Genomic DNA, 24694 nt, shown 5'->3' with positions numbered 1-24694 from the left:
AAAATAATAGCCAGCCCGGATTATCCACCGCCTTGGTGATTGAAAATAAACAATTTGTGTTGTCTCATTGCCACGCTCAATTGATGAATATCCTTCTCAAGGAAAATATTATGAAACTCATTAATAAAATATCCCTGCTGCTGGCCTGTGCCCTGCTGGCCGCCTGCTCCACCAGCCAGCCCATCCGCAATATGGCGGCCAATCCGGTGCCATCTAACCTCACCGAGGAGCAGGTCGCCAACGCCATTATTACGGCCGGTATCAGCAAGAGCTGGGTAATGCGCCAGGAGCAGCCGGGACTAATTCGGGGCCAGGTCAATGTGCGTCAGCATCAGGCGGTGATCAATATTCCCTACAGCGCTCGCGATTATTCCATCAATTATGTGAGCAGCGTCAATCTGGACGACAAGGGCAAGGGCAGCATCCACCGCAGTTATAACCGCTGGGTACTGGGTCTGAACCAGGCCATTCAGCTGGAACTCGCCCGCGCGCAGAGCCACTGATCCGGCAGGAGCCCCCCGTGAATCACTATCAGACAGACCCCTACAACGCGCTGGAAGCCATCAGCGAGGCCCAGAAAATAGCCTTCGGGCCCATGCTGTTTCAGGCCAGCTGGTGCCTGCGCGAAACCGGGGTGCTGGCCTATCTCGAGACCCGTGGCCAGCGGGGGGCACCACTGGCCGACATCGCCCAGGCGTGCGAGCTGAGTGAATACGGCGCCGGCGTGCTGCTGGACATGGGGCTCGGCGGCGGGCTCTGCTACCTGGCCGAGGAGCATTATGTGCTGGGGCGGGTCGGCAAGTACCTGCTGAACGACACCATGAGCCGGGTCAATCTCGACTTCACCCAGCACGTCTGCTACCAGCCCCTCGCCCACCTGCTCGACGCCATCCGCAACGGCACGCCGGCCGGCCTGCAGGAGTTCGGCCCCTGGCAGACCCTCTATCCGCACCTGAGCGAGCTGCCCGAGCCGGCCCGCCGCAGCTGGTTCGCGTTCGATCACTTCTACTCCGACTGGGCCTTCCAGCAGGCCCAGGACAAGGTGTTCGGCTACGAGCCGCGCCATCTCTACGACCTGGGTGGCAACACCGGCAAATGGGCCATCGCCTGCGCCAAACGGGATCCGGCCCTGCGAGTCACCATCCTGGATTTGCCCGAGCAGCTGGCACTGGCTCGCCGCAACATCGAGGAGGCGGGGCTGACGGAGCGGGTACAGGGTCACCCGGTGGATCTGCTGCAAGCGGGCACCCTGCCCGGCGAAGCGGACATCTGGTGGATGAGCCAGTTCCTCGACTGCTTCAGTCACGAGCAGATCGTCGCCATCCTGAACCGGATCCGGCTGGCCATGAAGCCGGACGCCCGGGTCTGCATCCTGGAGCTGTTCTGGGACCGCCAATCCTTCGAAGCCGCCAGTTTCAGTCTCAACGCCACCTCCCTCTACTTCACCTGTCTGGCCAACGGCAACAGCCGCTTCTACCACTCCAAGGAGCTGTACCAGTGCCTGCGCGAGGCCCACTTCCACGTGGAAGCCGAGCACGAGATCCCGGGCCCGGGCCACACCCTGCTGGTTGCCCGCCCCTTGCACACGAGGCCATAATGCCGCCATCGGCATAACGATGATGAAACGAGAAGGAGCACGGCATGAGGCGTGACTGCATGGCCCTGATGGCCCTCGGCCTGGTTCTGGGCAACCTGCTCGGCGGCTGCGCCGACATCAAGGAGGCGGGCAGAACCGTGGGGCACACCACCCGCAATGTGACCCGCGAGATTGGCCACACCACCCGGGACGTGACCCGCGAGATAGGTCACGGCACCCGGGACACCGTCAAGAAGGTCGGTGATGAGCTGAGCAAATAGAAACAGGGGCCGACAGGCCCCTGTTTTCATCAGCGTCATGGGTGAACTCAGTTGCTCCACATGGCCATCAGCTGGGACTCCATGGCCTCTTCCTGCTCATCCGGCAGCTCGGCGAAGAAATCGAGCCCGGTCTGCTGCTCCACCTCATCCACCGTCACTATGTAATCCGCCAGCCGGCTGGCCGACACGTTCTCCTGCGGCAGGATGAAGGCGATCGCCTCCTGGTTGGCCACATCCATCACCACCCGGTAGTAGGCGTGGGGCACGGTCACACCGTTGCCGATGGAAGCATCGGAGTTGGTGAAGATGGGGCCGGTGATCACATAGACATCCTGATAGGCGATGGCCCACTGCCGGGTCTTCTCCTCCAGGATGCGCCAGGCCCCCTGGTTGAGCGCCGGCAGCTGCGGGGTCATGTTGGTCAGCAGGAAGCTCTGCTTCATGGTGGTGGCGGTGGAGCGCATGTCCGCCGCGGGCGCCTGGTGACCGCGGTCATAGCCGGAGCCCTTGTAGTCGGCCAGGGTAGCGCGGAACTGCACCGGCACCTCCTTGTCCTCGGCAAAGGCATCCTTGCGCGGCACCTGACCCTGGGCGCTGGCGGCCGTCATCCGATAGGAGACCCAGTCAGAGACCTTGGTGTCGTAGTTGTAACCGGCGGCATAGCCGTCCCGGCACAGCAGTTGACTGGATTGACTGGGTACCCCGAGCTTGACGTGATCCTTGCATTGGAAGCCCGCCGCCAGGCTCGGGAAGGTGGTGAGAGTGAATCCGATAGCCAGAACTAATTTATTGATATTATTCATTATTATGCCACTCCTTGTGTTAGGCGGAGTGATTTGACACCAGGTCGGATGAGTAAGGCAATCGAACGAATTGTGAGCGTGTCGGAAATGTGAAGAGGGCTGCAAATCGATAAAATCGCCGTCGCCAGCTGGGGGATTGTCATCCCTTTGTCATTGTGTAGTGCAGTAACTTCGAGAGGCTTATCAGATAGATAGGAACAAAAAAGCGGAGCCGGCGGCTCCGCTGCAATCATCACGCCCGCTCAGCTCTTGACCTGAGGCCTGGGGGTATCGGGCTGGGAGGGCGGCAGGATCGGCAGCACGATCTGCGGCTGCTCGCCGGTCAGGCTCTTGAGGTAGGCGGTCATGTCGTCCGCCTCCTGCTCGCTCAGGGTCTGGCCGAGCTGGATGTCCGCCATGATCTGCACCGCCTCCTTCAGATCCCACACGGAGCCGTCGTGGAAGTAGGGGTAGGTCAGCTCGATGTTGCGCAGGGTCGGCACCTTGAACCAGCCGATGAACTGCTTCTCGCCGGTCACTCCACCGCGTCCCTGGGCCGGGTTGTCGGTCTTGAACGGCTTGACCAGCCCCATCTTCTGGTAGGAGTTGCCGCCGATGGCCACCCCGTTGTGGCAGGCGGTGCAGCCCTTCTCCTTGAACAGCTGATAGCCCTTCAGCTGCTGAGCAGTCAGCGCCTTGGCATCCCCCTTCAGCCAGCGATCGAACGGCGCGTTGGGGGTGACCAGGGTCTCCTCGAAGGCGGCGATGGCATCGGTCACCTCGTCGATGCCGAAGTCCCCCTTGCCGTACACGGCGCTGAAGCGGGCCCGGTACTCGGGCAGGGTGTGCAGGGTCTCCACCGCCAGCTTGTGGCTGAAGGCCATCTCCAGCGGGTTCTCGATGGGGCCCGCTGCCTGCGCCTGCAGATCCTTGGCGCGCCCATCCCAGAACTGCACGAAGTTGAGGCTGGAGTTGAGCACGGTGGGCGAGTTGATCGGCCCCTCCTTCCACTTGTGGCCGAGGGAACTGACCTGGTTGTCCACTCCGCCGGTCGCCAGGTTGTGGCAGGAGTTGCAGGAGATGGCGTTGGATTTCGAGAGCCGCGGCTCGAAAAACAGCATCTTGCCCAACTCGACTTTTTCCGGTGCACTCACCTTGGCTGCTTCCACTGCCTGGATAGGCTCGTTCGCCCACCCCATCCCTGGCAGGCCCAGCGCCAGCAACAGACAATATTTATTCATTGTTTCTCTCTCCCTTGTGGCTGTGCATAACAGCAGCCTCAGCCTGCCCGGGAAAGCCTGTGTATTATTTGCTCAAGATCAAATGAGACCAACAAAAACCACATTTAAAACAATGAATTAGTTTATTACTGACGGAATAATGGCGGGGACTTGCGCGGCAAAAAAGAGCTGAATTCTGATGAATAAATTATGAGCAAATTCATCCACAATGACAGCCAATTAATTAGATTGCTGTCATTGAATAAAGCGATTATTCAATATGCAGGCGTGACCGCCCCGTTATTTAGATTCATCTTGAATGCATCATAAATATCGCCGGCGTTCACCCAGCCAATAATAAAAATAGCGTCTGACCTTCTGTATCCCGCAATTCAGATGATGCCTTCCGTTATTTCCTCGTCAATGCAGGAAACGGATCGCCGTGCTTTTCAATCAAGATAAGGATGCATGATGAAAGAGTCCCTGTTGGCCGCCACCCTGTTGCTCTGCCCCGCCGCCTTTGCCGCTACAGTGCACTGGGAATACAGCGGCGAGGCCGGCCCGGCAAAATGGGCCAGCCTGACCCCGGAATATGGCCAGTGCGCGGGCAGCAACCAGTCGCCGGTCAATCTCTCGGGTCTGGTCAAGGCCGAGCTGGCCCCGCTGCAGTTTCACTACCTGGCGGGGGGCCGCAGCGTCACCAACAACGGCCACACGGTGCAGGTCGACTATGCCCCGGGCAGCACGCTGGAGCTCGACGGCATGCACTTCGAGCTCAAGCAGTTCCACTTCCACGCTCCCAGCGAAAACCTCATCGAGGGCAAATCCTACCCCCTGGAGGGGCACCTGGTCCATGCCAATGACCAGGGGGAGCTGGCGGTTGTCGCGGTGATGTTCGAGCCGGGCAGCGCGAATTCGGCCCTCGGCCGGGCCTGGACGTCGTTGCCGGCCAAGGCAGGTGAGCAGCACCAGCTCAAGGAGGCGGTCTCGGCGGAGCAGTTGCTGCCCGCCAAACGGGACTACTACCGCTTCAGCGGCTCGCTGACCACCCCGCCCTGCTCGGAAGGGGTGCGCTGGCTGGTGATGAAACAGCCGGTGCAGATAAGTCAGGCCCAGATCGATGCCTTCAAGACGGTGATGCACCACCCCAACAACAGACCCGTGCAGCCGCTGCACGGTCGGCTAGTACTGCAATAACGCCCCCGGCAACTCACAGAGCCAAAATGAAAAAAGAGGGCCAAGAGGCCCTCTTTTTCGTTTGCAGCAACTGATTACAGACTGGCGGCGATGCGCGCCCCCAGCGCGGCGTTGTTCAGCACCAGCTGGATGTTGGCGGCCAGCGAGTTGCCGCCGGTCAGCTCGCACACCCGGGCCAGCAGGAAGGGGGTGGACGCCTTGCCCTTCACTCCCTGCTCGTCCGCCTCTCGCAGTGCCTGGGCGATAGCGGCATCGATGTCGGCCTTGGGCATGGCAAACTGGGCCGGGATGGGGTTGGCCACCACGGCGCCGCCGGCCAGCCCCAGCTCCCACTTGAGGCGCAACGCCTCGGCGATGGCCGCCGGGCTCTCGAGGCGGTAATCCACCTTGAAGCCGCTCTCGCGGGTGTAGAAGGCGGGCAGCTCCTCGGTCTGGTAGCCGATCACCGGCACCCCCTGAGTCTCCAGGTACTCCAGGGTCAGGCCGATGTCGAGGATCGACTTGGCGCCGGCGCAGACCACGGCCACCGGGGTCTGGGCAAATTCCTGCAGGTCGGCGGAGATGTCGAAGGTCTCCTGGGCGCCGCGGTGCACGCCGCCAATACCGCCGGTGGCGAACACCCGGATCCCGGCCATGGCGGCGATGATCATGGTAGAAGCCACCGTGGTCGCCCCCAGCCCCTTGTTGGCCAGCACGAAGGGAATGTCGCGGCGGCTGCACTTGGTGGCGGCATGACCGGCCCGGCCCAGCGCCTCCAGCGCCCCCTCATCCAGACCCACCTTGAGGCGGCCATCGATGATGGCGATGGTGGCCGGCACGGCGCCGTTGTCGCGCACCACCTGCTCCACCTGGCGCGCCGTCTCCACGTTCTGCGGATAGGGCATGCCGTGGGAGATGATGGTGGACTCCAGAGCCACCACCGGCTTGCCGGCAGCAAGGGCCTCGGCGACGACCGGTTGGATATCGAGGTAAGCGTTCAACATGGGTACTCCTCCAGCATGCGTTCAACGGCGGCCTTGGATAGGCCGGAAAAGACGGTATCGGGACAATTGACGGTGAGGGCGGCGCAGCCGAGGGCGAAACGGGTGGTCTCGACGATGTCCTGCTCCTGCAACCAGGCGTGGGCCAGCCCTGCCATGAAGGCATCGCCGCCACCGGTCACGTTGACGACCGGGCTGCCGAGCACGGGCAGATGGCCCTGGCACTCCCCGTCGCTATAAAAAATCCCCTGATCGCCGAGGCTCAGGAACAGCCGCTGCACCCCGGCGCGGTGGAACCAGGCCGCCGCCATGGGCCAGGTGTCTGGCCCGGCGATGCGCAAGCCGCACAGCTGCTCCGCCTCGCTGCGGTTCGGTTTGAGGGTGTGGATGCGGTGCAGCCAGGGGCGGATCTTCTCCACCTTGGCCACCGAGACGGTGTCGACGAAGATGGTGTGCTCCCCCTGACGCTCGAACAACCAGTCGAGGGTGTGGGTGGCAAGGTTGGTGTCGAGCAGCCAGAGTCGGGCCGCCCCGAGAAATCCGCTCAAGGAAGCGAGCCGGGCCGGTGTGAGCTGGTCGATGATCCCCATGTCGTTGACGGCGCAGCTCATTTCGCCGCTGCCATCGTGCAGGCTGAGGTAACAGGAGGTGGCCTGGCCGTCCAGCACCAGCACCTGACGCACGTCGACGCCAGCGCGCTGGCTCACCTCCAGCAGGTGGTGGCCGTACTGATCGTTGCCCACCGCGGTCAGCAGCCGGGTGTCGGTGCCAAGGCGCGCCAGGTTTTCGGCAATGTTGCGCCCCACCCCGCCGGCGGAGGTGCGCACCCGGCCCGGGTTGGAATCCCCGATGCGCAGATTGTCGTGGCTGCAGCCGCAGATATCCATGTTGGCACCGCCGATCACCACGGTGTAGGGGCCCTCCCGCAGCACGTAGCCGCGCCCCTGCACATAGCCCTGGCGCATCAGGCTGGAGATGTGACTCGCCAGCGCCGAACGGCTGATGCCGAGCCTGTCCGCCAGCTCCTGCTGGGCAATCATGGGATCCTGGCGCAGCAGGGCGAGGATCTCTTGCTCACGTTCCGTCATAGACAAACATCCAGTTATAAACGTTTGTCCATTATTGTCGGGAAACGTTTTCCTGCTATCGCGGCGTATGAAAATTGTCGGTTTGCGCACAAAAATTCGGCGGATGGCTGCAAGCGACGCTCGGCCATCGTGCGTCACTTTTCCTGCGCCTGACGGCGAGTGCGGCTTATAATGCGCCGCCACCAGAGGAGAGCAGGATGAAAGAGTCAGACCACCACCACGAAGTGCAGGTAAAACGAAGCGATGAGACGGCGTACTGCTGCATCGGGCTGGTCAACCCCAAGTCACCGGAGAACGTGGGGGCCGTGATGCGGGCCGCCGGCTGCTACGGGGCGGACGAGGTCTACTACACCGGCAACCGCTTCGAGCTGGCACGCCGCTTCGCCACCGACACCAAGCAGATGGTGGAAAAGATCCCCCTGCTCGGGGTCGACGATCTGATGGCCATGGTGCCGGACGGCTGCACGCCTGTGCTGGTGGATCTGATCGAGGGGGCCACCTCGCTGCCGGACTATGTACACCCCGAGCGCGCCTTCTACATCTTCGGCCCCGAAGACGGCACCCTGGAGCCGGCCCGCTTCAAGGCGGTGAAAGAGGTGATCTACGTACCGACCCGGGGATGCATGAATCTGGCGGCCTCGGTCAACGTGATCCTCTACGACCGGCTGGCCAAGCAGTTGAGGCGCTGATGATAAAGACGAGCAACAGGAGGTGATCTGCGTGGCCATATCCAAGGGCTGCATCAATCTGGCCGCCTCGGTCAATGTGATCCTCTACGATCGACTGGCCAAGCAGCTGCGCGGCAAGCTGACCGACGAGAGCCTGAACAGGTAACCAGCCCCCCCGACGCAGGGCGTTTTAGTCGCCAGGCTTTAGCCGCTGCTCCTGCTCTTCGATAAAACCGCGGTAGTAGTCGTGCAACCGATAGCGTCGGTAGATTTCGGCCAGGGTGCCGTGCCGGACCAGGTTGACCATGCCCTGATCCCATAGCTGCTGCAGGGTGCGACCCTTCTCGGTGTCGGCAAAGATGGGGTAGGTCGGGATCCAGCGCAGGAAGGTACGATGCATGTTGGCAGGAATGGAGTCCTCCGAGTAGAGCACCCCGGCAGTCAGATAGTAACGGTAGCGCTCCTTGGCCAGCAGTTGCAGCGCCATGTCGTGGCTGTCTATCTCGTGCCAGCGCATGGAGACCGGGATGTACTTGTCAAAGGCCCAGCCCCGCAGCCACACCACCCCCTGCCCCTTGAGGCTCGACTCGCCCAGCCACTGGGGCTGCCACTTCTTGAGCATCAGCACCGTCAGGTCATCGGCCGAGGCGGGATAACGGGGCTGCAGCACGCCACTCACCTCATCCCGGTAGACTCCCATCGCCATGTCGCCCCCCTGCTGGGCGATCACCGCCAGCGCCCGCTTGTAGGGCACGATGCGGGGGATGACCTCGTAGCCATTGGGCTGGTAGATGGCGCGCACTATGTCCAGATAGATGCCACGCCCATCCCGCTGGCAAAAACCCGGCCAGTCATCGCAATAGACATTGAGGGGATCGGCCCGACCGGGCCAGCAGAGCAGCAGCAATACCCATGAAAGCAGCAAACGAACCATGTCTTGACTATTTCTCCGGAGGCGAACGCTGTCACCCATCGAGCCGGCCTATCTGGCAAGGGTGCACAGGCCATATCCCATGATATGAAGATCCGTCGGCAAAGCACCACTTTTTACCGGTTTTGCGAGCGAGTCGAGGGTTATTGCCGACCGAATGGGTATTATTGACAATGAGATTCATTAGTAACCCAACCATAGGGGAGCCTTCATATGCCATCCATCAAAACCCTGCTCTGCCCGGTCGATTTTTCCCAGATGTCGCAAGCCGTGCTCGACTATGCCGTATTCATGGCCCAGAGCCATCAGGCCGAACTCAAACTGGTTCACGTGGTGGACCAGCTGCACGGCTTCGACAGCTACAAGATCCTGCACATGACCGCCATCGAGATCACCCACGAGATGGAGCGTCAGGCCAAGAGCCAGATGAAGGAGCTGATCGCCAGTCTGCCCATTCCGGCCACCTTCGAGGTACGCTTCGGCCGCGCCGCCGACGAGATCGTCGTGCAGGCCAAGGAAGAGAAGGCCGATCTGGTGGTGATGGGCAGCCACGGCCGCTCCGGCATCAGCCACCTGCTGGTGGGCAGCGTCGCCGAATCCGTGGTCCGTCACGCCCCCTGCCCCGTGCTGGTGGTGCGCAAGTAATCCATCACCCGAAACAAAAAGGCCAGCATATGCTGGCCTTCTTTTTTGGCTCTAAGGCAGACCTCAGCCGTGGGCGTAGATGACACTGCCCCCCTTGATGATGTCGATGATGGCCCTGGACTGCTCCTTGGGCAGCGCCGGGCAACCCCAGCTACGCCCCAGCTTGTCATATTTGAGCAGATGACGGGGGCTCGCATAGTCGGCGCCGTGCACGACGATGGCCCGCTTGCGGGCATTGCTGTTCTGGCCCGGGCTCAGGCCGTCGAGGCGCAGCGAATAGCCGTGCTTGCCCTGATAGGTTTCGGCGGTGCGATAGACCCCGAGCGAACTCTTCATGGAGTTGAACTGGTTGGAAAACTGGCGAGCGTCCCGCTCACCCGAATTGCGGCCATGGCTGACCCAGGTGTGATAGAGCAGCTTGTGGCGTTTCACGTCGATGACGAACAAACGGCGCTGGGTTGAGGGTTTGCTGTAGTCGATGATGGTGAGAATGGGTTTGCGCTTGTGGCGCACGCTCTGGTAACTGTTGAGGGCCTTGCGAAACACCTGTTTGTCGAGCTTGCCGGCCAGCCCCAGCTGGCGATAGAGATCCTGATCCCAGCTGGCGTGGCTGCTGCTGCTGAAACAGAGCGCCCCCAGCAACAGTGGTACGCTCAGCCACAGCGCTCCCCAGCGCTTTATCCAATCTGTCTGCTTCATCCTTGAATCTGCTCCCGTTTTTGTTGCTAGCAAAGTGTGCAAAATATCGCCACACCCTGCTGGATAGTTATATGCAAGCCCCTGATAGCCCGCAAGAAAAAAGCAAAAAAATGCCGACCAGGGTCGGCATCTTCACACAGGGCAAAACGGGGGCTCAGGCGCGGCTCAGATAATCCGCCAATCCCACCCATTTGTAGCTGGTGAGCTCGGTCAGCCCCATGGGGCCACGAGCGTGTAGCATCTGGGTCGATACCGCCACCTCGGCGCCGAGACCAAACTGGCCGCCATCGGTGAAACGGGTGGAGGCGTTGACGTAAACCGCCGCCGAACCGGCGCCGTTGACGAAACGCTCGGCATTGGCCAGATCGTTGGTGAGGATGGCATCGGAGTGACCGGCATTGTGCTCGCGCATATGGGCCAGCGCCTCGTTCACGTCCGCCACCAGCTTGATCCCCAGGGTCAGCGAGAGCCACTCGGTATCGAAGTCTTCCGGGCCGGCTGCACGCAGGCGGTCGGCGCCCGCCAGCAGCGGCATGGCCTCCGGCGTGGCCACCAGGGCCACCTTGCGCTCGTTCATTAAGCCAACCAGTTGCGACAACAGGGTCGGCGCCACCTTCTCGTGCACCAGCAGGGTGTCGAGGGCGTTGCAGGCGGAGGGGCGCTGCACCTTGGCATTGTCGATAAGGGGCAAGGCCCGGGCCAGATCGGCGCTCTCGTCGACGAAGATGTGGCTGATGCCGAATCCGCCGATGATGACGGGAATGGAACTGTTCTCCTTGCACATCTTGTGAAGACCCGCGCCACCGCGGGGGATGATCATGTCCACGTAGCGGTCGAGGCGCAGCAGCTCGCCCACCAGGGCCCGGTCCGGGTTGTCGATGTACTGCACCGCCGCCTCGGGCAGGCCGGAGGCCGCCAGCGCGCGCTGGATCACCCGCACCAGCTCCAGGTTGGAGTGGAAGGTCTCGCGGCCGCCGCGCAGTATGCTGGCGTTGCCGGTCTTGAGGCAGAGGCTGGCGATGTCGATGGTAACGTTGGGGCGCGCCTCGTAGATGACGCCGATGACCCCGATGGGCACCCGGCGGCGGGAGAGACGCAGGCCGTTCTCCAGCACCCGGCTATCCATTTCGGCGCCGACCGGATCATCCAGAGTGATCACCTTGCGCACGTCCGCCACGATACCGGCCAGTCGGGCCGGATTGAGCAGCAGCCGATCCAGCATGGCCTCGGAGAGGCCCGCCTCGCGCCCGGCGGCGATGTCTTTCTCGTTGGCGGCCAGGATCTGGTGGCTGCGTGCCTCCAGCTCGTCGGCGATGGCGGCCAGCGCCCGGTTCTTCTGCGCCGTGCTGACGGTGGCCAGCTGATAGGCGGCTTCGCGGGCTGCCTGCCCCATTTTCTCCAGACTCATCTCTCTTCCCTTTGGTTCTTGCGGGGCCGCCTGATGGCGGCGCCTCTCTTATCCTGGTGTGCCGCTGCCCATGCTCTGCCGCGGCTAACGCCTCACAGCAGCACCATGTCGTCGCGGTGGATCGCAACGGCGCCGTAGCCGTAGCCCAGCACCTGTTCGATGTTGTCCGAATGGACGCCGCGCAGTTTATCCAGCTCCAGATGATTGTAACGGCAGATGCCGCGCGCCAGCTCGGCCCCCTTGGGATCGAGAATGCGCACCACGTCGCCGCGCACGAAATCCCCCTTCACCGCCACTATGCCCTTGGGCAGCAGGCTGGAGCCCTTCTCCTGCATGGCGGCGACAGCCCCCTGGTCCACCTGCACCTCGCCGTGAGGGGGGGGCCCTGCCAGGATCCAGCTCTTGCGCCCTTCCAGCGGAGAGGCCAGCGCCGGGAACAGGGTGCCGATACGCTCGCCCCTGGCGAGACGCCCCACCACCTCCGGCATCTGACCGGTAGCGATCACCACGTTGACCCCGGCGCGGCGCGCCACGTCGGCCGCCTGCAGCTTGGTGGCCATGCCGCCGGTACCGAGCCCGCTGACGCTGTCACCCGCCAGCTTGCGCAGGGTGTCGTCTATGGTCTGTACCTCTTCGATGAGCTGGGCATCCGGATTGGTACGCGGATCGGCGGTGAAGAGCCCCTTCTGGTCGGTGAGCAGGATCAGCAGGTCCGCATCGGCCAGGATGGCGGCGCGAGCGGAGAGGTTGTCGTTGTCCCCCACCTTGATCTCGGCGGTGGCCACAGCGTCGTTTTCGTTGATGACCGGGATGATGCGGTGATCCAGCAGGGTGCGCAGGGTGTCGCGGGCATTGAGGTAGCGCTCCCTGTCCTCCAGATCGGCACGGGTCAGCAGCATCTGGCCGATGTGCAGCCCATAGAGGTTGAACAGATCCTGCCAGACCCGGATCAGCTGGGTCTGGCCCACCGCCGCCAGCATCTGTTTGTTGGGCAGGGTTGGCGCCAACGGAGGGTGGCCCAGATGCTCACGGCCGGCGGCGATGGCCCCCGAAGTGACCATCACGACCCTGTGGCCGTGACGGTGCAAGGCTGCACACTGTCTGACCAGCTCGACCATGTGGGCACGATTGAGCTGGGAAGATCCCCCGGTGAGCACGCTGGTGCCCAGTTTGACGACTATGGTTCTGTTTTCCATGGGAGCAAAAAGGCTGAAATGTAAGGAATCCCTTTATACCCACGGCCCTGTTGCCCTGCAAGGCAATTAACGCCGCCCGGCAGGCGGGACCGGCAGCGCGGCAAAGAAATGCCCCGCCAGCCGATGGGTGGCTGGCGGGGCGGCGGGTCATCAGGCGGCGGTGACGGTCAGCTCGTTGGTGACCTGCTCGGCGGGAGCGAGCTGGCAACCAAGCTGGTGCAGCTTGTCGCTGATGAGCTTGTAGAAGTGGTTGAGGGTACGTTCGACTTCCACCTGATGCTTCTTGGGCAACGGCTTGTCGAGCCACTCCCCGTCCGCATTGTAGAAGCCGACCTGATAGTGGTAGCTGAAGCTGTGATCGTCTTGCTCCAGCACCAGCCACCAGCCCCAGAACTCCCGTTTGTCCGGTGCCGGCTTGGCACTGACACAGACGGAAAGGCAGTCGAAACGGTAACGCCCCTCTTCACACAGGTCCTCACGTAAATAGGGGCCAATCGCGGCAAACTGCCTCAGCAGTCGCTTGTAGGTCACTCTTTCTGACATGTTAACCTCCCTGTTGAACAAGCCACGTCACCCTGGGATGACGATAAATTTTAGCGCTATATCATGTACATAAGTGCTTCTTGAGCCAGTCGACCATCTCTTTCAACGCCTCGTCGTACACCTCCAGCAAGGGTTGTTTGTCGAACACCACCGCCTTGCCGTTGCGGCTGGCGGAGGCCAATGCCCGTACATCCTGCTCGGGACAAATGAAATCTCGCTTGTGTCCAATACTCAATATCGGCACAGATGTGCGAGTCCCCAGCAATCCTTGCGTCTTGAGTGAAAATACCTGGCACTTGGTGCGCAGCGACTCCCACTCGGCCGCATCGGCGCCGAGGCGGTTGGCCAGCCCGTCCCGCATCATGCGCGGGCAGCGGGCGAACATCTCATGATTGGTAAACACCTGGTTGACGCCGGCGCCGATGCAGACCACGGTCCGCAGCTTGAACGGCTCGATGAAGGCGAGGCGCGCCGCCACATTGCCCGCCAGACGGAATCCCACCATGGCGATGCGCTGGTGATCGACCCAGGCCACCTCGGAGAGATGGTTCAAGACCGCCTGATGGAGCCGGCTGGTGTCCTGCACCAGCGGCCAGTGCTCGGCATAACCGATGCCCGGCATGTCCAGCGACAGCATGCCGATGCCGTTGGGCTCCAGACACCTGAGATAGAGATTGAGGAAGTCGACCTGCAGCGAGTCGATGCCGCCGCTGACGATGACCAAGGGCACCGGCTTGTCGGTGGTCGGCAGGTGCAGGTAGCCCTGAATGTGCTTGCCGCGAAACGGCACCTGGAGCTCCTTGAGCGGCACCTTGAACAGGCGGCCCGCCTCGCGGTAGGCCATGTTGCCGAGCAACTGGGCCTGATCCGCCAGCTCGTCATTCTTCAGGTGGGGATAACTGGCAATGGAGTAGTAACGCACCGCCTTGAGCAAGCTTTTCAGGGCTGCGCCCCGCTCGCCCTGCGCCACCAGCTCGCGACCCCGGTTGAAGTAGCGCCCGGCCAGCTGGCTCCACTCATAGACCCAGTTGCCGGGCACATAACCCTTGATGGTGTCGAGGAAGCGCTCGTGGGTACGCTCGCCCTCGCCCATGGCGATGCGGGCCAGAGTCTGCTCCACCTCGACCGGATCCGCCCCCTGCCAGGCCCAGGTCGGCCGGCGCAGCAGACGATACCAGCGCGTTGACATGGAACCGTCGATGAAGCTCTCGTCCACATTGTGATCCTGCTCCTCTACCGGGCTGGAGTTGGAGACTTCGGAGGTCTCCAGCACCTTCTTGACCCGGGTAAAGAGCTGCTCGGTCAGGTTGAGGTCGTCGTTCAAGTCCAAAGCTGTTACTCATTTCTGTCATGCAATGGCTCCATCTTAACCACTTTTGCCGCCGGGCAGCCAGTTGCACCACAAAAAAACAGGGCCCCATACAGGGGCCCTTTGCAGCAGCGTTGCAGCTTACTCTTCGTCGCAGATGGGGGTGGCGAACTCCAGCGCCATGTCCCACGGCTGTTCGATCCAGGTGTCCTGCGGGATGGCCACTTCGAAATCATCCAGCAGCGGCTCGCCCATGGGCTTGGCGAAGATGGCGATGAATTTGGCCTTGGGGTAGAGCTCGCGGATCACCTTGGCAGTGGTGCCCGTGTCCACCAGATCTTCCACCACCAGCCAGCCTTCGCCGTCACCCGCGGTGCTGGCGGCTTTCACCACCACCAGATCGCGCTGGTTGTTGTGGTCGTAGCTGGAGATGCAGAGGGTTTCGACGTTGCGGATGCCAAGTTCACGGGCCATCAGCGCCGCCGGAACCAGGCCACCACGGCTGACCGCGATGATCCCTTTCCACTGGCTGACAGGCAGTTGACGACGGGCCAGACGGCGCGCTTCACGTTGCAGGTTGTCCCACGACACGTAGAATTTTTTTGGCATGCTATCGATCTCAAATGGTTATACAAAACAATTACTTAAAATCACATGCCGACTCCGTAGTGAATCGGCAGCAGATAATGTCGGCCGCCTGTCTACCAAATTCAGCTTGCACCGCGGCCGCCTCGGGAGAAGACCCTCGGCAGCGAAAACAGATGCAATGGAAGCAGGATGGGCAGAGCTGGCGGTCATGTCACAGAGGGGGCAGGACCGCAGACAGGCTGTTGGGCGGGCATGATACCATCGTTTGCGGATAAATTGACTGGCAAACGTATGCGAAATGCAGGAAAAAAATCGAATCAAGTCCGGCTGACTCCCTCTTTTTCCTCTCCCCGACGGGGTTTGCCGCTCGGCAGATAAAAAAATAGCAGGGGGAGGATGGATTCCTCACTCACCTGCTTTTTTCGATACGCCTGTCGTCAGCCTGGCTGACGGCCCGCATCAACGGCGGTTGGCGTAGGGGTTCGGGTAGCTGAAGCCCTGGGTATAAAGAGACTGGGCGAACCAATAGGTTGAATTGCTGCCTGACATAATAAACTCCTGATTGCTTAACAAGTTACGTACCTTTATGCGGGTTCAGATCCTTGAACGGACACTCGGTTCCATGGAGGCGCACTTGCTTTGCTTCGGTTCCCTGGAGGCATTCATCGTCATCCTGACGGGTGGCGAACCACGGTCGTTAATTTAACAGTCGGCGCCATAAACTCAATATTTTTGTGATGTGAATCACAAAAATCTTTTGTGCTGGCTCATTTTGCCCCCACCGGAGCAGTTCGCTGCCAATCCCCCGCTTGCCAGCACAAGCTGCCCGCAATTTGCGCTGATCGCTCACATTTTTGTGTGATTGACTGTATTATCGTTATCCTCTTCCTCGCCCCGCTGCCGGGGCTCTGTCATTTTCCGTGCTGGTAAGGAGTCCCGACGTGGCACAGCTTAGCTCTCTCTCTCCCAAACTGATTTGGCACTTCTTCGAACAGATCTGCTCCATCCCCCACCCCTCCAAGCACGAAGCCCAGCTGAGCGCCTGGATCATGCAGTGGGCCGAAGGGGAAGGGCTGGCGGTCAAGCAAGATGCCGTCGGCAACATCATCATCAAGAAACCGGCCACGCCGGGGATGGAAAACCGCAAGGCGGTAGTGCTGCAGGCCCACATCGACATGGTGCCCCAGGCCAACGCCGACACCCAGCACGACTTCACCAAGGATCCCATCGATGCCTACATCGACGGTGAATGGGTCACCGCCCGCGGCACCACCCTGGGTGCCGACAACGGCATGGGCATGGCTGGCTGCCTGGCAGTGCTGGCCGACAAGAGCATCAAGCACGGCCCGCTGGAAGTGCTGCTGACCACCGACGAAGAGACCGGCATGACCGGCGCCTTCGGTCTGGAAGCGGGCTGGCTGGAGGGCGAGATCCTGCTCAACACCGACTCCGAAGAGGATGGCGAGGTCTACATGGGCTGCGCCGGCGGGGTGGATGCCAATATTCGCTTCCCGCTGGAGCAGGTTGCCGCCACTGAAGGTGAAGGTTTCGAGCTTCAGGTCAAGGGCCTGCGTGGCGGTCACTCCGGGGTCGACATCCATCGCGGCCGCGGCAACGCCAACAAGCTGCTGGTGCGTCTGCTCAAGGCCGCCGAGCCGCTGGGCCTGCGTCTGGCCGAGATCCACGGCGGCACCCTGCGCAACGCCATCCCGCGCGAGGCCCGTGCCAAGCTGCTGGTACCCGCCGCCAGCGTCAACGAATTCAAGGCCCTGGTCGACCGTTACACCGGCATCTACCAGAGCGAGCTGGCTGCTACCGAAGCCAACCTGACCGTGCTGCTCACCGCCCAGGAGAAACCGGCCCAGCTGATGAGCGAGTCCCTGCAGGCCCGCCTGCTGGACTCCCTGATGGCCTGCCCGAACGGGGTGATCCGCATGAGCGATGCCATCCCGGGCGTGACCGAGACCTCCACCAACCTGGGCGTCATCAAGACCCAGGATGGCGAAGTGTACGTACAGTGCCTGATCCGCTCTCTGATCGACTCCGGTCGCGAGAGCGTCGAGCAGATGACCCGCTCCCTGTTCAATCTGGCTGGCGCCAGCTGCGAGTTTACCGGCGCCTACCCGGGCTGGGCACCGAACGTGGACTCCCCGGTGATGGCCTTGGTACGGAGCAGCTACCAGACCCTGTTCGGCGAGATGCCGAACGTCATGGTGATCCACGCCGGCCTCGAGTGTGGTCTGTTCAAGAGCGCCTACCCGGAGTGGGACATGGTCTCCTTCGGCCCGACCATCCGCGGCGCCCATGCGCCGGGCGAGAAGGTGCACATCCCGGCGGTCGAGCGCTTCTGGCAGCTGCTGGTTCACGTGCTGGAACAGATCCCGGCCAAATAAGCCCGCAGGTCAAGGCCGACCGGCCACACCACATACCCCGCCAGGTGCGGGGTATTTTTTTGCCTGCTCCCGCCAGCCCTTGGCGTGCTTCCCCTCGAAACAGCCAGACTGCTCTGCTGCTCTGACATGCCCCATCTCCCACTCACCCAGGCCTGTCAGCCTGGCCATCAGTACCGCAACCTGAGTGCCTGCTGAAACCGTCTCCATAAGCAGCGCTGGATTTGAAAACCCTTTCCATGATTTATGTAAATTTACAACACAAAAAGTTGATCCAGCTCACATAAGGCCATAGGATCAAAGCGTGACCCAGGTCACAGATAACAAGTCAACGACAGAGCGATGAGGTGAAAATATGTTTGAGAATCTGGCAGTACTGTTCCACCTGAAGGGTGTAACCAGCAAGAAAGGCGTGGCAGAGAAAGATACCTATGCACCGTCAACCCGCAACTACTACTTCCGCTATGGAGCCTGATACCGCTGGCGGCCAATTTCGTGAAAGAGTTACCGGGCATTTAAGTAGTAAAATTACAAACAACAGCAATCCACACAGCAGCCATCCCCTCTCGGGGGCGCTGTCCTGCCCTGGCCAGATGTTCCACGGCCAAACCTGAACTCCAACCATGAAGATGGGGCCCACAGGCCCCATTTTTTATTCGTTGTTTCCCGTGCCATCTTGCTGCGATGCGGGCACCGGCATCATACCGCCTTTCCCAGGGGGATCGCCTCGGCCAGCGGCAACGGCGTGTGGCAGGCCACCTGGTGACCGGCCCCGTCGCACGACTGCAGACTCGGCGACTGGGTGCGGCACAGCTCGCCGGCATAGGGGCAGCGCTGGTGAAAGTGGCAGCCGCTCGGCGGCGAGATGGGGGATGGCACATCACCGGTCAGCAGGATGCGCTGGCTGCGCCGACGCGGATCCGGCACCGGAATGGCCGAGATGAGCGCCTGGGTATAGGGGTGACGCGGCGCCAGATAGAGCGACTGGGCCTCAGCCAGTTCGACGATCCTGCCCAAATACATCACCGCAATCCGATCCGAGATGTGCTTGACCACCGACAGGTCGTGGGCGATGAAGATGATGGCGAGGTTCATCTCCCGCTGCAGGGTGAGCAGCAGGTTGACGATCTGGGACTGCACCGACACATCCAGCGCCGACACCGCCTCGTCACAGACCAGCAGCTTGGGCTTGAGGGCTATGGCCCGGGCGATGCCGATGCGCTGGCGCTGGCCGCCCGAAAACTCGTGGGGATAGCGATCCACCGCGCTGCTGGGCAGCCCCACCTTCTCCAGCAGCTCCTGTACCCAGACCCGCCGCTGTTCGGCGTTGCCCTTGCCGTGGATGACGAAGGGCTCCTCCAGGATCTGCCCCACCGTGTGGCGGCTGTTGAGGGATTCTGCAGGATCCTGAAACACGATCTGCATCTCCTGGCGCAGGGAGCGCATCTCCTTGGGCGAGAGGTGGGTGATGTCGCGCCCCTCGAAGGTGATGGTGCCGGCGGTCGGTTCGAACAGCTTGAGCAGGGTGCGCCCCAGGGTCGACTTGCCGCAGCCGGACTCGCCCACCAGCCCCAGCGTCTCCCCCTGCTTAAGATCGAAGCTGATGCCGTCCACCGCGTAGACGTGGTACTTCTTGCGCAACAAGCCGCCGCCCAGCTGGAAGTGCTGCTTCACGTCGCGCACCGATAAAAGCGTCTTCATACGGCTAGCTCCCTCCAGTGGTGGCAGGCCACCCCGTGCCGCTCGGCGAGCTGCTCGGTGGCCGGAATGGCCCTCACGCAGATCTCGGTGGCATGGGGACAACGGTTGGAGAAACGGCACCCGGCGGGCATCTCGTGCAGGGCGGGCACCTGGCCCTTGATGGTCTTGAGCAGGCTCTTGGGCTCATCCTCGAGCCGCGGGATCGAGCTCATCAGACCATGAGTATAGGGATGGCGCGGGTGGTCAAACAGCTCGAACACGTCGGCCTGCTCCACCGCCCGGCCGGCATACATCACCACCACCTCGTCGCACAGCTCCGCCACCACCCCGAGATCGTGGGTGATGAAGATGATGGCCATGCCGGTCTGGGCCTGCAGCTCCTTCATCAGTTCCAGGATCTGGGCCTGGATGGTCACATCCAGCGCCGTGGTCGGCTCGTCGCAGATAAGCAGCGCCGGCTCGCAGGCGAGCGCCATGGCGATCATCACCCGCTGGCGCATGCCGCCGGAGAGGTTATGGGGATAGACGGCAAAGCGCTGGGCGGGCTCGGGGATCCCCACCTTCTGCAGCATGGCGATGGCCGCCTCCCTGCGCTGGGCCTTGTTGTAGTCGGGACGGTGGAGGCGGAACACCTCCATCAGCTGATCGCCGACCGTCTGCACCGGGTTGAGTGCCGTCATCGGCTCCTGAAAGATCATCGAGATGCGGTTGCCACGCACCTTGTACATCTGATCCGGTGACAGCGCGAGCAGATCCTCCCCCTGAAACCGGATGGAACCCGCCACCACCTGACCATGGGGCTTGGGCAGCAGCCCCATGATGGCGAGCGAGGTGACGCTCTTGCCGCAGCCGGACTCGCCGACCACCCCCAGGGTCTGGCCGGGGGCAACCTGGAAGCTGACCCCGTCGAGTACCTTGATCTTGCCGTCGTCGACGGCAAATTCCACCTCGAGATCGCGTACCTCAAGAATCGGGGCCTTGCTCTGGCCATCATCCACGCCGAGCTGCCTCCCATGATCCCTGGCACCCGGGTGGGGAGCCTGTGTGTTGGGCATGACTGCTGCTCCCTTCTGCGCCATATCAGTGACGTGCATAGGTCTTGTCGAGCAGGTTGATGGGCGCCAGCGCCTCCCCTGCCTCCTTGGCTTTCAGGGTCTCTTCCTTCACCTTGGGATCGAGCCAGAGCAGGCCGCCACTGCTGTGGGGATAGCCGTCCATGGGCCAGTAGAGCAGATCCGGCGTGTTCTTGGTGGCGGGCACCTCGGGCAGCATCACGTAACGCCAGCTGCTGGCCCGCACGTAGTTGAGCTGGACTCCGGGCACGAAGATGGCCAAGTCATAGATGCGCTGCTGGATCTGGCGAGAGAGCTCGGCCCGCTTGGCCATGTCGAACTCGACGTTGTAGGCGTCGATCAGCGCGTCGAGCTCCTTGTCAGCCACGTTGAACAGATTGTTGGTCTGCGGCTTGTTGGCGTTGGCGGAGTGGAACGACTCCCAATACTGCGGATAGAGACCGCCGCCGGCCCAGCCCATCCAGGCCGCCTCGTGTTTCTTCTCCAGCATTGCCTTGAAGCCGGTGGCGCCGTCCACAAGGTTGAGCTCCAGATCCAGCCCCGCCTTCTTGGCCTCTTCCTTGAGCACGGTCAGTCGCTTGGAGTGCTCTTGGCTGGTGTAGGTGAGCGCCAGGGTCAGCCGCTCTCCCTTGTCGTTCTGCAGGATGCCATCCGGCCCCGGTTTGCTGTAACCCGCCTTGGCAAAGTAGTCGCGCGCCTTGCTGATGTCATAAGCTCGCTCCGGCAGCTGCATGTCGGTGAACTCGCCAAAACCCGAGCCGAAGGTGGTGGCTCTGTCGTAGTCGCCACGCAGCACCGTCTTGATCATCTTGTCGATGTTGAGGGCATGCTGAATGCCGAGCCGCACGTTGATGTCCGCCAGCTTGGGAGTGGCGATATTGAGATGCAGCCCTTGCCCGCCCTGCTTGGTGTCGGTCATGGCCATCACCTTCTGCACGTATCCCTGCTTGTACTCGGGAGTGACCGCTTTTTCATGCCACCAGTTGGGCAGGATCATCTCGAAGGTATCGAGCTCCCCTTTCAGGAAGTGACGGAAGGCGATGTTGTGATCGCGGATCACCTGCACCTTGATGGTGTCGAGGTTGAACCTGTGCTGGTTGTAGCGATAGTTCTGGGCCCACCACCCCTTCTGCTTGCTGAAGGTGATGGACTTGCCCTTCTTCACGTCGGTCATCACGTAAGGGCCAGTGGTAGGCACCACGGCCCAGTTGTACTGCTTCACCCAGTTGGGGGTCAGCTTGTAGTAGTGCTTGGGCTGGGGGTACAGCTCGGTGGTGTTGAGCAGATCCAGCTTGGCCTTGCGAGTACCCGCCTTGACCAGGATGGTGTGGTCGTCAATCTTCTCCACCGCCACCACCTCGGTGGTGTAGTAGTTGTTGTACCAAGGGGCGCGGATATCCTTGGAGCGCATCATCTCGTAGCCAAAGGTGTAGTCATCGGCGACTACCGGCTTGCCGTCGGACCACTTGGCCTGCGGATCCAGCTTGAAGTAGACGGTCTGGTTGTCCGGCGCGATGGCCCAGTGGGTCGCCAGCGACGGAATGGGGTTGCCGGTGTTGGGATGGAAGCTGATGAGCCTCAGCTGGTTGTCCTGGATAAAGGAGCGGAACGCGCCGTTGGAATCCGGCCCCACGGTGCGAAACGTCAGCGGAAAGCTGTCTACAAACATGGTGATGCTGCCGCCGGGCAGCGCCTTGGGCGAGGCGAACACGGGGTCGGTGTCGTTGGTTTCCCACTTGAGATCCGCAGGCAGGCTGGCCGCCCACACCCAGGTCCCGTTCACCAACAAGAATAGAGCACCTATCCATTTGATTTTATTGTTCATGTTTGACTTCCTGGTCATACCCCTGCACTGGGGGTTTAGCAATTTAAGGGTGAGCAACCCGGCGCCTTGAGTGCGCCACAGGTCACTGATAACGGGTAAATTTGCGCGGGTCGAACGCCTCTCGGATCGCCTCGCCGATGAAGGAGACCATGATCAGCACCAGACTCACCGCCGCCACCACCGAGCTCACGATCCAGATGGCATCCAGGTTGTTGATGCCTTGGGAGAGCAGCTCCCCCCAGCTCGGGGTGGGCGGGGCCAGACCAAAGCCCAGGTAGTCCAGCGCCGTCAGGGTGGAGATGTTGCCCACCACGGCAAACGGCGCCAGGGTGACGATCATCATCAGGGTGTTGGGCAGAATGTGGTTGAAGATGATCCGCCCGGTACCGGCCCCCTGGGCCCGCGCCGCCATCACGTAGTCCCGCGCCCGCTCCTTGTAGGTGAGGGTGCGCATGTACCAGGTGATGCCCATCCAGCCGAACAATACGTTGATGGCCACGAACAGGCCGAAATTGGGCTTGGCCAGCGACACCAGGATCATGATGACGTAGAGAAACGGCACCTGGGACCAGATCTCGATAAAGCGCTGCAGCACCAGGTCAAAGCGTCCGCCGAGAAAGCCCATCATGCAGCCGATGGTGACGCCGATGGCGTAGCTGGCCACCAGCGCGATGAAGGCAAAGCCGATGGCGATGCGAAAGCCGTAGACCAGCCGTGCCAGCACGTCGCGGCCGCTGGTGTCGGTGCCGAGCAGGTGGCGCTCGGCCAGGCTCGGTGCATAGGGTGGGTAGGCGTCCTGCTTGAAGTCCTGCTCATAGGGGTTCCAGGGCACAGGTGGCAGCAGCACCCAGTCCCCCTTGCCCTCTGCGGTGAATTTGTCTTGGAGCTGGCGGTAATTGGTCTCGTACTCGTAATCGAGCCCGAACTGCTGACCCGGGATCACGTCGCCATAGGTGGGAAAATAGAGCTCCCCCTGATAGCTCACCATCAGTGCCCGGCTGTTGACCAGGAGCTCCGCCAGCAGGGAGAGCAGCACCAGGGTGGTGAAGATGATAAAGGAGTAGTAGCCGCGTTTTATCGATTTGAAACGCTTGAGTTTTTTCAAGGTAACCGGATTCAGGTTCATGTTCACTCTCCAAACCGCACGCGTGGATCGACAAGGGCGACGCAGATGTCGGAGACAATGTTGCCCACCAGCATCAGCATGGAGGTGATGGCCAAAATGCCCATTACGGTGGGGTAGTCCCGTTCCACGATGGCCTCGTAGCCAAGCAGGCCGATGCCGTCGATGTTGAAGATGGTTTCGATGAGGAAGGATCCGCCGAAGAAGACGGTGAGGACCGACCCTAAGTGACTGGCGATGGGGATCAGGCTGTTACGCATGGCGTGATCGGTCACCGCCTTGCGAAACGGCAGTCCCTTGGCCACGGCGGTGCGCACGTAATCCGCCGACAGGTTCTCCATCAGGCTGTTTTTCATGGTCATGGTGAGGATGGCGAAATCCCCGATGGCATAAGCGATGAGCGGCAGCAGCGCGTGGGCGAAGAGGGTACGGATCTGATCCCAGCTGTTCTCCATCCCGTCAAACTCGTCCCCCGGGAAGCCCCCCATGGGCAGCCACTCCAGATGAAACGCGAACACTGTGATGAGGAAGATGCCCACCACATAGGCGGGCAACGCATAGGCCATGTAGATGAGCATGGAGCTGACTGAATCGAAGCGGGTGTTGTGTCTGAGCGCCTTGGCCACCCCGAGCGGGATGGAAACGGCGTAGCTCAACAGAAAGGTGGCCAGCCCGAAGAAGGCGGTCACCGGCAACCTGTCCTTGATAAGATCCCACACCGGCTCGTAATAGCGGGTCGACTCGCCGAGATCCAGCACCGCCAGCTTCTGCAGCCACTCCCAATAGGCGACCAGCATGGGCTTGTCGAGGCCATAGAACGCCTTGAGCTCCTCGATCTGCTCGTCGGAGAGCGCCTGCGCCCCCTTGCTGCCGCTGGAGCGACCGGACTCATTCTGGGAAACCTGGGCCTGCAGCAACATGCGTTCGACCGGACCGCCCGGCACGAAACGGGTGATGGTGAAGACGAGCAGGGTGATACCGAGAAACGTCGGGATGATCAAAAGCATCCGACGTAGGAAATACGACAGCATGGTGGAACCTCGTCCTTGTTGTTCTTTTATGGCCAGTCACATCCGGTGACGGGCCCGTCCTTCCTGGCATTACTCACTGAATAGCCGATGATTGACAGACTATCCGCTCGGTCACTGTAAAAGCTCTGCAACAAAAATCAAGTAGAACTAGGGGTGCATTCTGGTCCCGGCTTGTGCAGTGGAATTTATCGTGAGTTTTTTCTGAAATTCGCAACTTCAAGATAAAAAACTACAAGATGAACAACTTAAATAACGTTTAGTAATTCAACAAAACAGATAAAAACCAGAAGATAAATTAAATAAACCATTAAAAACAGCCACTTAAAACACCCCCCCACAAAAGAACACCTTCTCTATATGGCTGCACATAAATAGGTGGCCGGCGCCCAGCCTGAACCTCAGCCGAACACACTACCAAAACAGACAATAATGCTAAAAAT

General features: G+C 61.4%; 23 protein-coding genes and 1 pseudogene. 8 read left to right on the top strand and 16 right to left on the bottom strand.

The window, feature by feature from the left end:
* Positions 1 to 110 precede the first annotated feature (110 nt).
* The 3 genes from AB5Y95_RS12245 to AB5Y95_RS12235 are packed head-to-tail and all read left to right on the top strand — an operon-like array spanning position 111 to position 1857.
* Positions 111 to 503, top strand: coding sequence for a hypothetical protein (locus AB5Y95_RS12245; protein ID WP_368161187.1), 393 nt, complete (start codon positions 111 to 113; stop codon positions 501 to 503).
* A 17-nt stretch (positions 504 to 520) separates the two neighbouring features.
* Entirely contained in the window at positions 521 to 1597 is a 1077-nt protein-coding gene (locus tag AB5Y95_RS12240; protein ID WP_042051043.1) for a methyltransferase, read from the top strand.
* A gap of 44 nt (positions 1598 to 1641) precedes the next feature.
* Positions 1642 to 1857, top strand: a complete 216-nt coding sequence (locus tag AB5Y95_RS12235) for a hypothetical protein (RefSeq protein WP_017766370.1) — start codon at positions 1642 to 1644, stop codon at positions 1855 to 1857.
* Between the two features lie 47 nt (positions 1858 to 1904).
* Here AB5Y95_RS12235 and AB5Y95_RS12230 read toward each other — a convergent pair whose 3' ends face one another.
* Positions 1905 to 2660: a DNA/RNA non-specific endonuclease gene (locus AB5Y95_RS12230; protein ID WP_005297919.1), complete on the bottom strand. Its 756-nt coding sequence runs from the start codon at positions 2658 to 2660 to the stop codon at positions 1905 to 1907.
* 242 nt (positions 2661 to 2902) lie between these two features.
* Entirely contained in the window at positions 2903 to 3880 is a 978-nt protein-coding gene (locus tag AB5Y95_RS12225) for a cytochrome-c peroxidase (protein WP_017784149.1), read from the bottom strand.
* A 450-nt stretch (positions 3881 to 4330) separates the two neighbouring features.
* Between AB5Y95_RS12225 and AB5Y95_RS12220 the strand changes: the two genes are divergently transcribed.
* Positions 4331 to 5056, top strand: a complete 726-nt coding sequence (locus tag AB5Y95_RS12220) for a carbonic anhydrase (RefSeq protein WP_368161185.1) — start codon at positions 4331 to 4333, stop codon at positions 5054 to 5056.
* A gap of 74 nt (positions 5057 to 5130) precedes the next feature.
* On the opposite strand, the gene AB5Y95_RS12215 is transcribed toward AB5Y95_RS12220, so the two are convergent.
* Positions 5131 to 6039 (bottom strand): pseudouridine-5'-phosphate glycosidase, encoded by a 909-nt coding sequence (locus AB5Y95_RS12215; RefSeq protein WP_005297912.1) that lies wholly within the window; start codon positions 6037 to 6039, stop codon positions 5131 to 5133.
* Entirely contained in the window at positions 6033 to 7124 is a 1092-nt protein-coding gene (locus AB5Y95_RS12210) for a PfkB family carbohydrate kinase (protein ID WP_139723912.1), read from the bottom strand. The genes AB5Y95_RS12215 and AB5Y95_RS12210 overlap by 7 nt, the downstream gene beginning before the upstream one ends.
* A gap of 197 nt (positions 7125 to 7321) precedes the next feature.
* On the opposite strand from AB5Y95_RS12210, the gene AB5Y95_RS12205 reads away from it, so the two are divergent.
* Positions 7322 to 7813 carry an RNA methyltransferase gene (locus tag AB5Y95_RS12205; protein ID WP_226008958.1) on the top strand — a complete coding sequence of 164 codons (492 nt, stop codon included), beginning with the start codon at positions 7322 to 7324 and terminating at the stop codon, positions 7811 to 7813.
* 22 nt (positions 7814 to 7835) lie between these two features.
* Positions 7836 to 7958 (top strand): RNA methyltransferase, encoded by a 123-nt coding sequence (locus AB5Y95_RS12200; RefSeq protein WP_226008959.1) that lies wholly within the window; start codon positions 7836 to 7838, stop codon positions 7956 to 7958.
* Between the two features lie 24 nt (positions 7959 to 7982).
* On the opposite strand, the gene AB5Y95_RS12195 is transcribed toward AB5Y95_RS12200, so the two are convergent.
* Positions 7983 to 8726 carry a hypothetical protein gene (locus tag AB5Y95_RS12195; RefSeq protein ID WP_368161182.1) on the bottom strand — a complete coding sequence of 248 codons (744 nt, stop codon included), beginning with the start codon at positions 8724 to 8726 and terminating at the stop codon, positions 7983 to 7985.
* 210 nt (positions 8727 to 8936) lie between these two features.
* Between AB5Y95_RS12195 and AB5Y95_RS12190 the strand changes: the two genes are divergently transcribed.
* Entirely contained in the window at positions 8937 to 9368 is a 432-nt protein-coding gene (locus tag AB5Y95_RS12190; RefSeq protein ID WP_005297901.1) for a universal stress protein, read from the top strand.
* Between the two features lie 63 nt (positions 9369 to 9431).
* Here AB5Y95_RS12190 and AB5Y95_RS12185 read toward each other — a convergent pair whose 3' ends face one another.
* From AB5Y95_RS12185 to gpt, 6 genes and pseudogenes are all read right to left on the bottom strand, one after another.
* Positions 9432 to 10067: a murein L,D-transpeptidase catalytic domain family protein gene (locus AB5Y95_RS12185; protein WP_005297899.1), complete on the bottom strand. Its 636-nt coding sequence runs from the start codon at positions 10065 to 10067 to the stop codon at positions 9432 to 9434.
* A gap of 154 nt (positions 10068 to 10221) precedes the next feature.
* Positions 10222 to 11478, bottom strand: a pseudogene (locus tag AB5Y95_RS12180) (glutamate-5-semialdehyde dehydrogenase); the annotation flags it as partial.
* Positions 11479 to 11567: 89 nt separating this feature from the next.
* Positions 11568 to 12671 (bottom strand): glutamate 5-kinase, encoded by a 1104-nt coding sequence (gene proB / locus AB5Y95_RS12175; protein ID WP_005297894.1) that lies wholly within the window; start codon positions 12669 to 12671, stop codon positions 11568 to 11570.
* A gap of 150 nt (positions 12672 to 12821) precedes the next feature.
* Positions 12822 to 13214 carry a sigma factor-binding protein Crl gene (gene crl / locus AB5Y95_RS12170; RefSeq protein WP_005297893.1) on the bottom strand — a complete coding sequence of 131 codons (393 nt, stop codon included), beginning with the start codon at positions 13212 to 13214 and terminating at the stop codon, positions 12822 to 12824.
* A 61-nt stretch (positions 13215 to 13275) separates the two neighbouring features.
* A complete protein-coding gene (gene frsA / locus AB5Y95_RS12165; protein ID WP_274438010.1) occupies positions 13276 to 14544 on the bottom strand; it encodes an esterase FrsA in 1269 nt (422 codons plus the stop codon).
* A gap of 120 nt (positions 14545 to 14664) precedes the next feature.
* The gene (gene gpt, locus AB5Y95_RS12160; RefSeq protein WP_005297888.1) at positions 14665 to 15132 is read right to left on the bottom strand and encodes a xanthine phosphoribosyltransferase; all 468 of its coding nucleotides are present in this window, start codon (positions 15130 to 15132) and stop codon (positions 14665 to 14667) included.
* A 920-nt stretch (positions 15133 to 16052) separates the two neighbouring features.
* Here gpt and AB5Y95_RS12155 point away from each other — a divergent pair.
* On the top strand, positions 16053 to 17504 hold the full coding sequence (locus AB5Y95_RS12155) for an aminoacyl-histidine dipeptidase (protein ID WP_024941440.1): 1452 nt from the start codon (positions 16053 to 16055) through the stop codon (positions 17502 to 17504).
* A 696-nt stretch (positions 17505 to 18200) separates the two neighbouring features.
* Here the strand turns inward: AB5Y95_RS12155 and AB5Y95_RS12150 are convergent.
* The 5 genes from AB5Y95_RS12150 to AB5Y95_RS12130 form a co-directional block, all read right to left on the bottom strand.
* Positions 18201 to 19202 carry an ABC transporter ATP-binding protein gene (locus AB5Y95_RS12150; protein ID WP_005297879.1) on the bottom strand — a complete coding sequence of 334 codons (1002 nt, stop codon included), beginning with the start codon at positions 19200 to 19202 and terminating at the stop codon, positions 18201 to 18203.
* Positions 19199 to 20257, bottom strand: a complete 1059-nt coding sequence (locus AB5Y95_RS12145; protein WP_042007445.1) for an ABC transporter ATP-binding protein — start codon at positions 20255 to 20257, stop codon at positions 19199 to 19201. Before AB5Y95_RS12145 ends, AB5Y95_RS12150 begins: the two co-directional genes overlap by 4 nt.
* A 25-nt stretch (positions 20258 to 20282) precedes the next feature.
* Complete coding sequence (locus AB5Y95_RS12140; protein WP_368161179.1) at positions 20283 to 22100, bottom strand: extracellular solute-binding protein; 1818 nt, start codon at positions 22098 to 22100, stop codon at positions 20283 to 20285.
* An 82-nt stretch (positions 22101 to 22182) separates the two neighbouring features.
* Positions 22183 to 23226 carry an ABC transporter permease gene (locus AB5Y95_RS12135; RefSeq protein ID WP_042051029.1) on the bottom strand — a complete coding sequence of 348 codons (1044 nt, stop codon included), beginning with the start codon at positions 23224 to 23226 and terminating at the stop codon, positions 22183 to 22185.
* A 2-nt stretch (positions 23227 to 23228) separates the two neighbouring features.
* Positions 23229 to 24254, bottom strand: coding sequence for an ABC transporter permease subunit (locus AB5Y95_RS12130; RefSeq protein WP_010633023.1), 1026 nt, complete (start codon positions 24252 to 24254; stop codon positions 23229 to 23231).
* Between the last annotated feature and the right edge of the window lie 440 nt (positions 24255 to 24694).

This window comes from Aeromonas sp. R5-3 (assembly GCF_040908225.1).
In the GTDB taxonomy this organism is placed as follows: Bacteria; Pseudomonadota; Gammaproteobacteria; order Enterobacterales; family Aeromonadaceae; genus Aeromonas; species Aeromonas dhakensis.
This window is presented reverse-complemented; position numbering and strand designations above follow the sequence as displayed.

Coding starts and splice junctions, on each gene's coding strand:
- AB5Y95_RS12245 (WP_368161187.1), top strand. CDS start 111: ATGAAACTCATTAATAAAATATCCCTGCTGCTGGCCTGTGCCCTGCTG.
- AB5Y95_RS12235 (WP_017766370.1), top strand. CDS start 1,642: ATGAGGCGTGACTGCATGGCCCTGATGGCCCTCGGCCTGGTTCTGGGC.
- AB5Y95_RS12230 (WP_005297919.1), bottom strand. CDS start 2,660: ATGAATAATATCAATAAATTAGTTCTGGCTATCGGATTCACTCTCACC.
- AB5Y95_RS12225 (WP_017784149.1), bottom strand. CDS start 3,880: ATGAATAAATATTGTCTGTTGCTGGCGCTGGGCCTGCCAGGGATGGGG.
- AB5Y95_RS12220 (WP_368161185.1), top strand. CDS start 4,331: ATGAAAGAGTCCCTGTTGGCCGCCACCCTGTTGCTCTGCCCCGCCGCC.
- AB5Y95_RS12215 (WP_005297912.1), bottom strand. CDS start 6,039: ATGTTGAACGCTTACCTCGATATCCAACCGGTCGTCGCCGAGGCCCTT.
- AB5Y95_RS12210 (WP_139723912.1), bottom strand. CDS start 7,124: ATGACGGAACGTGAGCAAGAGATCCTCGCCCTGCTGCGCCAGGATCCC.
- AB5Y95_RS12205 (WP_226008958.1), top strand. CDS start 7,322: ATGAAAGAGTCAGACCACCACCACGAAGTGCAGGTAAAACGAAGCGAT.
- AB5Y95_RS12195 (WP_368161182.1), bottom strand. CDS start 8,726: ATGGTTCGTTTGCTGCTTTCATGGGTATTGCTGCTGCTCTGCTGGCCC.
- AB5Y95_RS12190 (WP_005297901.1), top strand. CDS start 8,937: ATGCCATCCATCAAAACCCTGCTCTGCCCGGTCGATTTTTCCCAGATG.
- AB5Y95_RS12185 (WP_005297899.1), bottom strand. CDS start 10,067: ATGAAGCAGACAGATTGGATAAAGCGCTGGGGAGCGCTGTGGCTGAGC.
- proB (WP_005297894.1), bottom strand. CDS start 12,671: ATGGAAAACAGAACCATAGTCGTCAAACTGGGCACCAGCGTGCTCACC.
- crl (WP_005297893.1), bottom strand. CDS start 13,214: ATGTCAGAAAGAGTGACCTACAAGCGACTGCTGAGGCAGTTTGCCGCG.
- gpt (WP_005297888.1), bottom strand. CDS start 15,132: ATGCCAAAAAAATTCTACGTGTCGTGGGACAACCTGCAACGTGAAGCG.
- AB5Y95_RS12150 (WP_005297879.1), bottom strand. CDS start 19,202: ATGAAGACGCTTTTATCGGTGCGCGACGTGAAGCAGCACTTCCAGCTG.
- AB5Y95_RS12145 (WP_042007445.1), bottom strand. CDS start 20,257: ATGCCCAACACACAGGCTCCCCACCCGGGTGCCAGGGATCATGGGAGG.
- AB5Y95_RS12140 (WP_368161179.1), bottom strand. CDS start 22,100: ATGAACAATAAAATCAAATGGATAGGTGCTCTATTCTTGTTGGTGAAC.
- AB5Y95_RS12135 (WP_042051029.1), bottom strand. CDS start 23,226: ATGAACCTGAATCCGGTTACCTTGAAAAAACTCAAGCGTTTCAAATCG.
- AB5Y95_RS12130 (WP_010633023.1), bottom strand. CDS start 24,254: ATGCTGTCGTATTTCCTACGTCGGATGCTTTTGATCATCCCGACGTTT.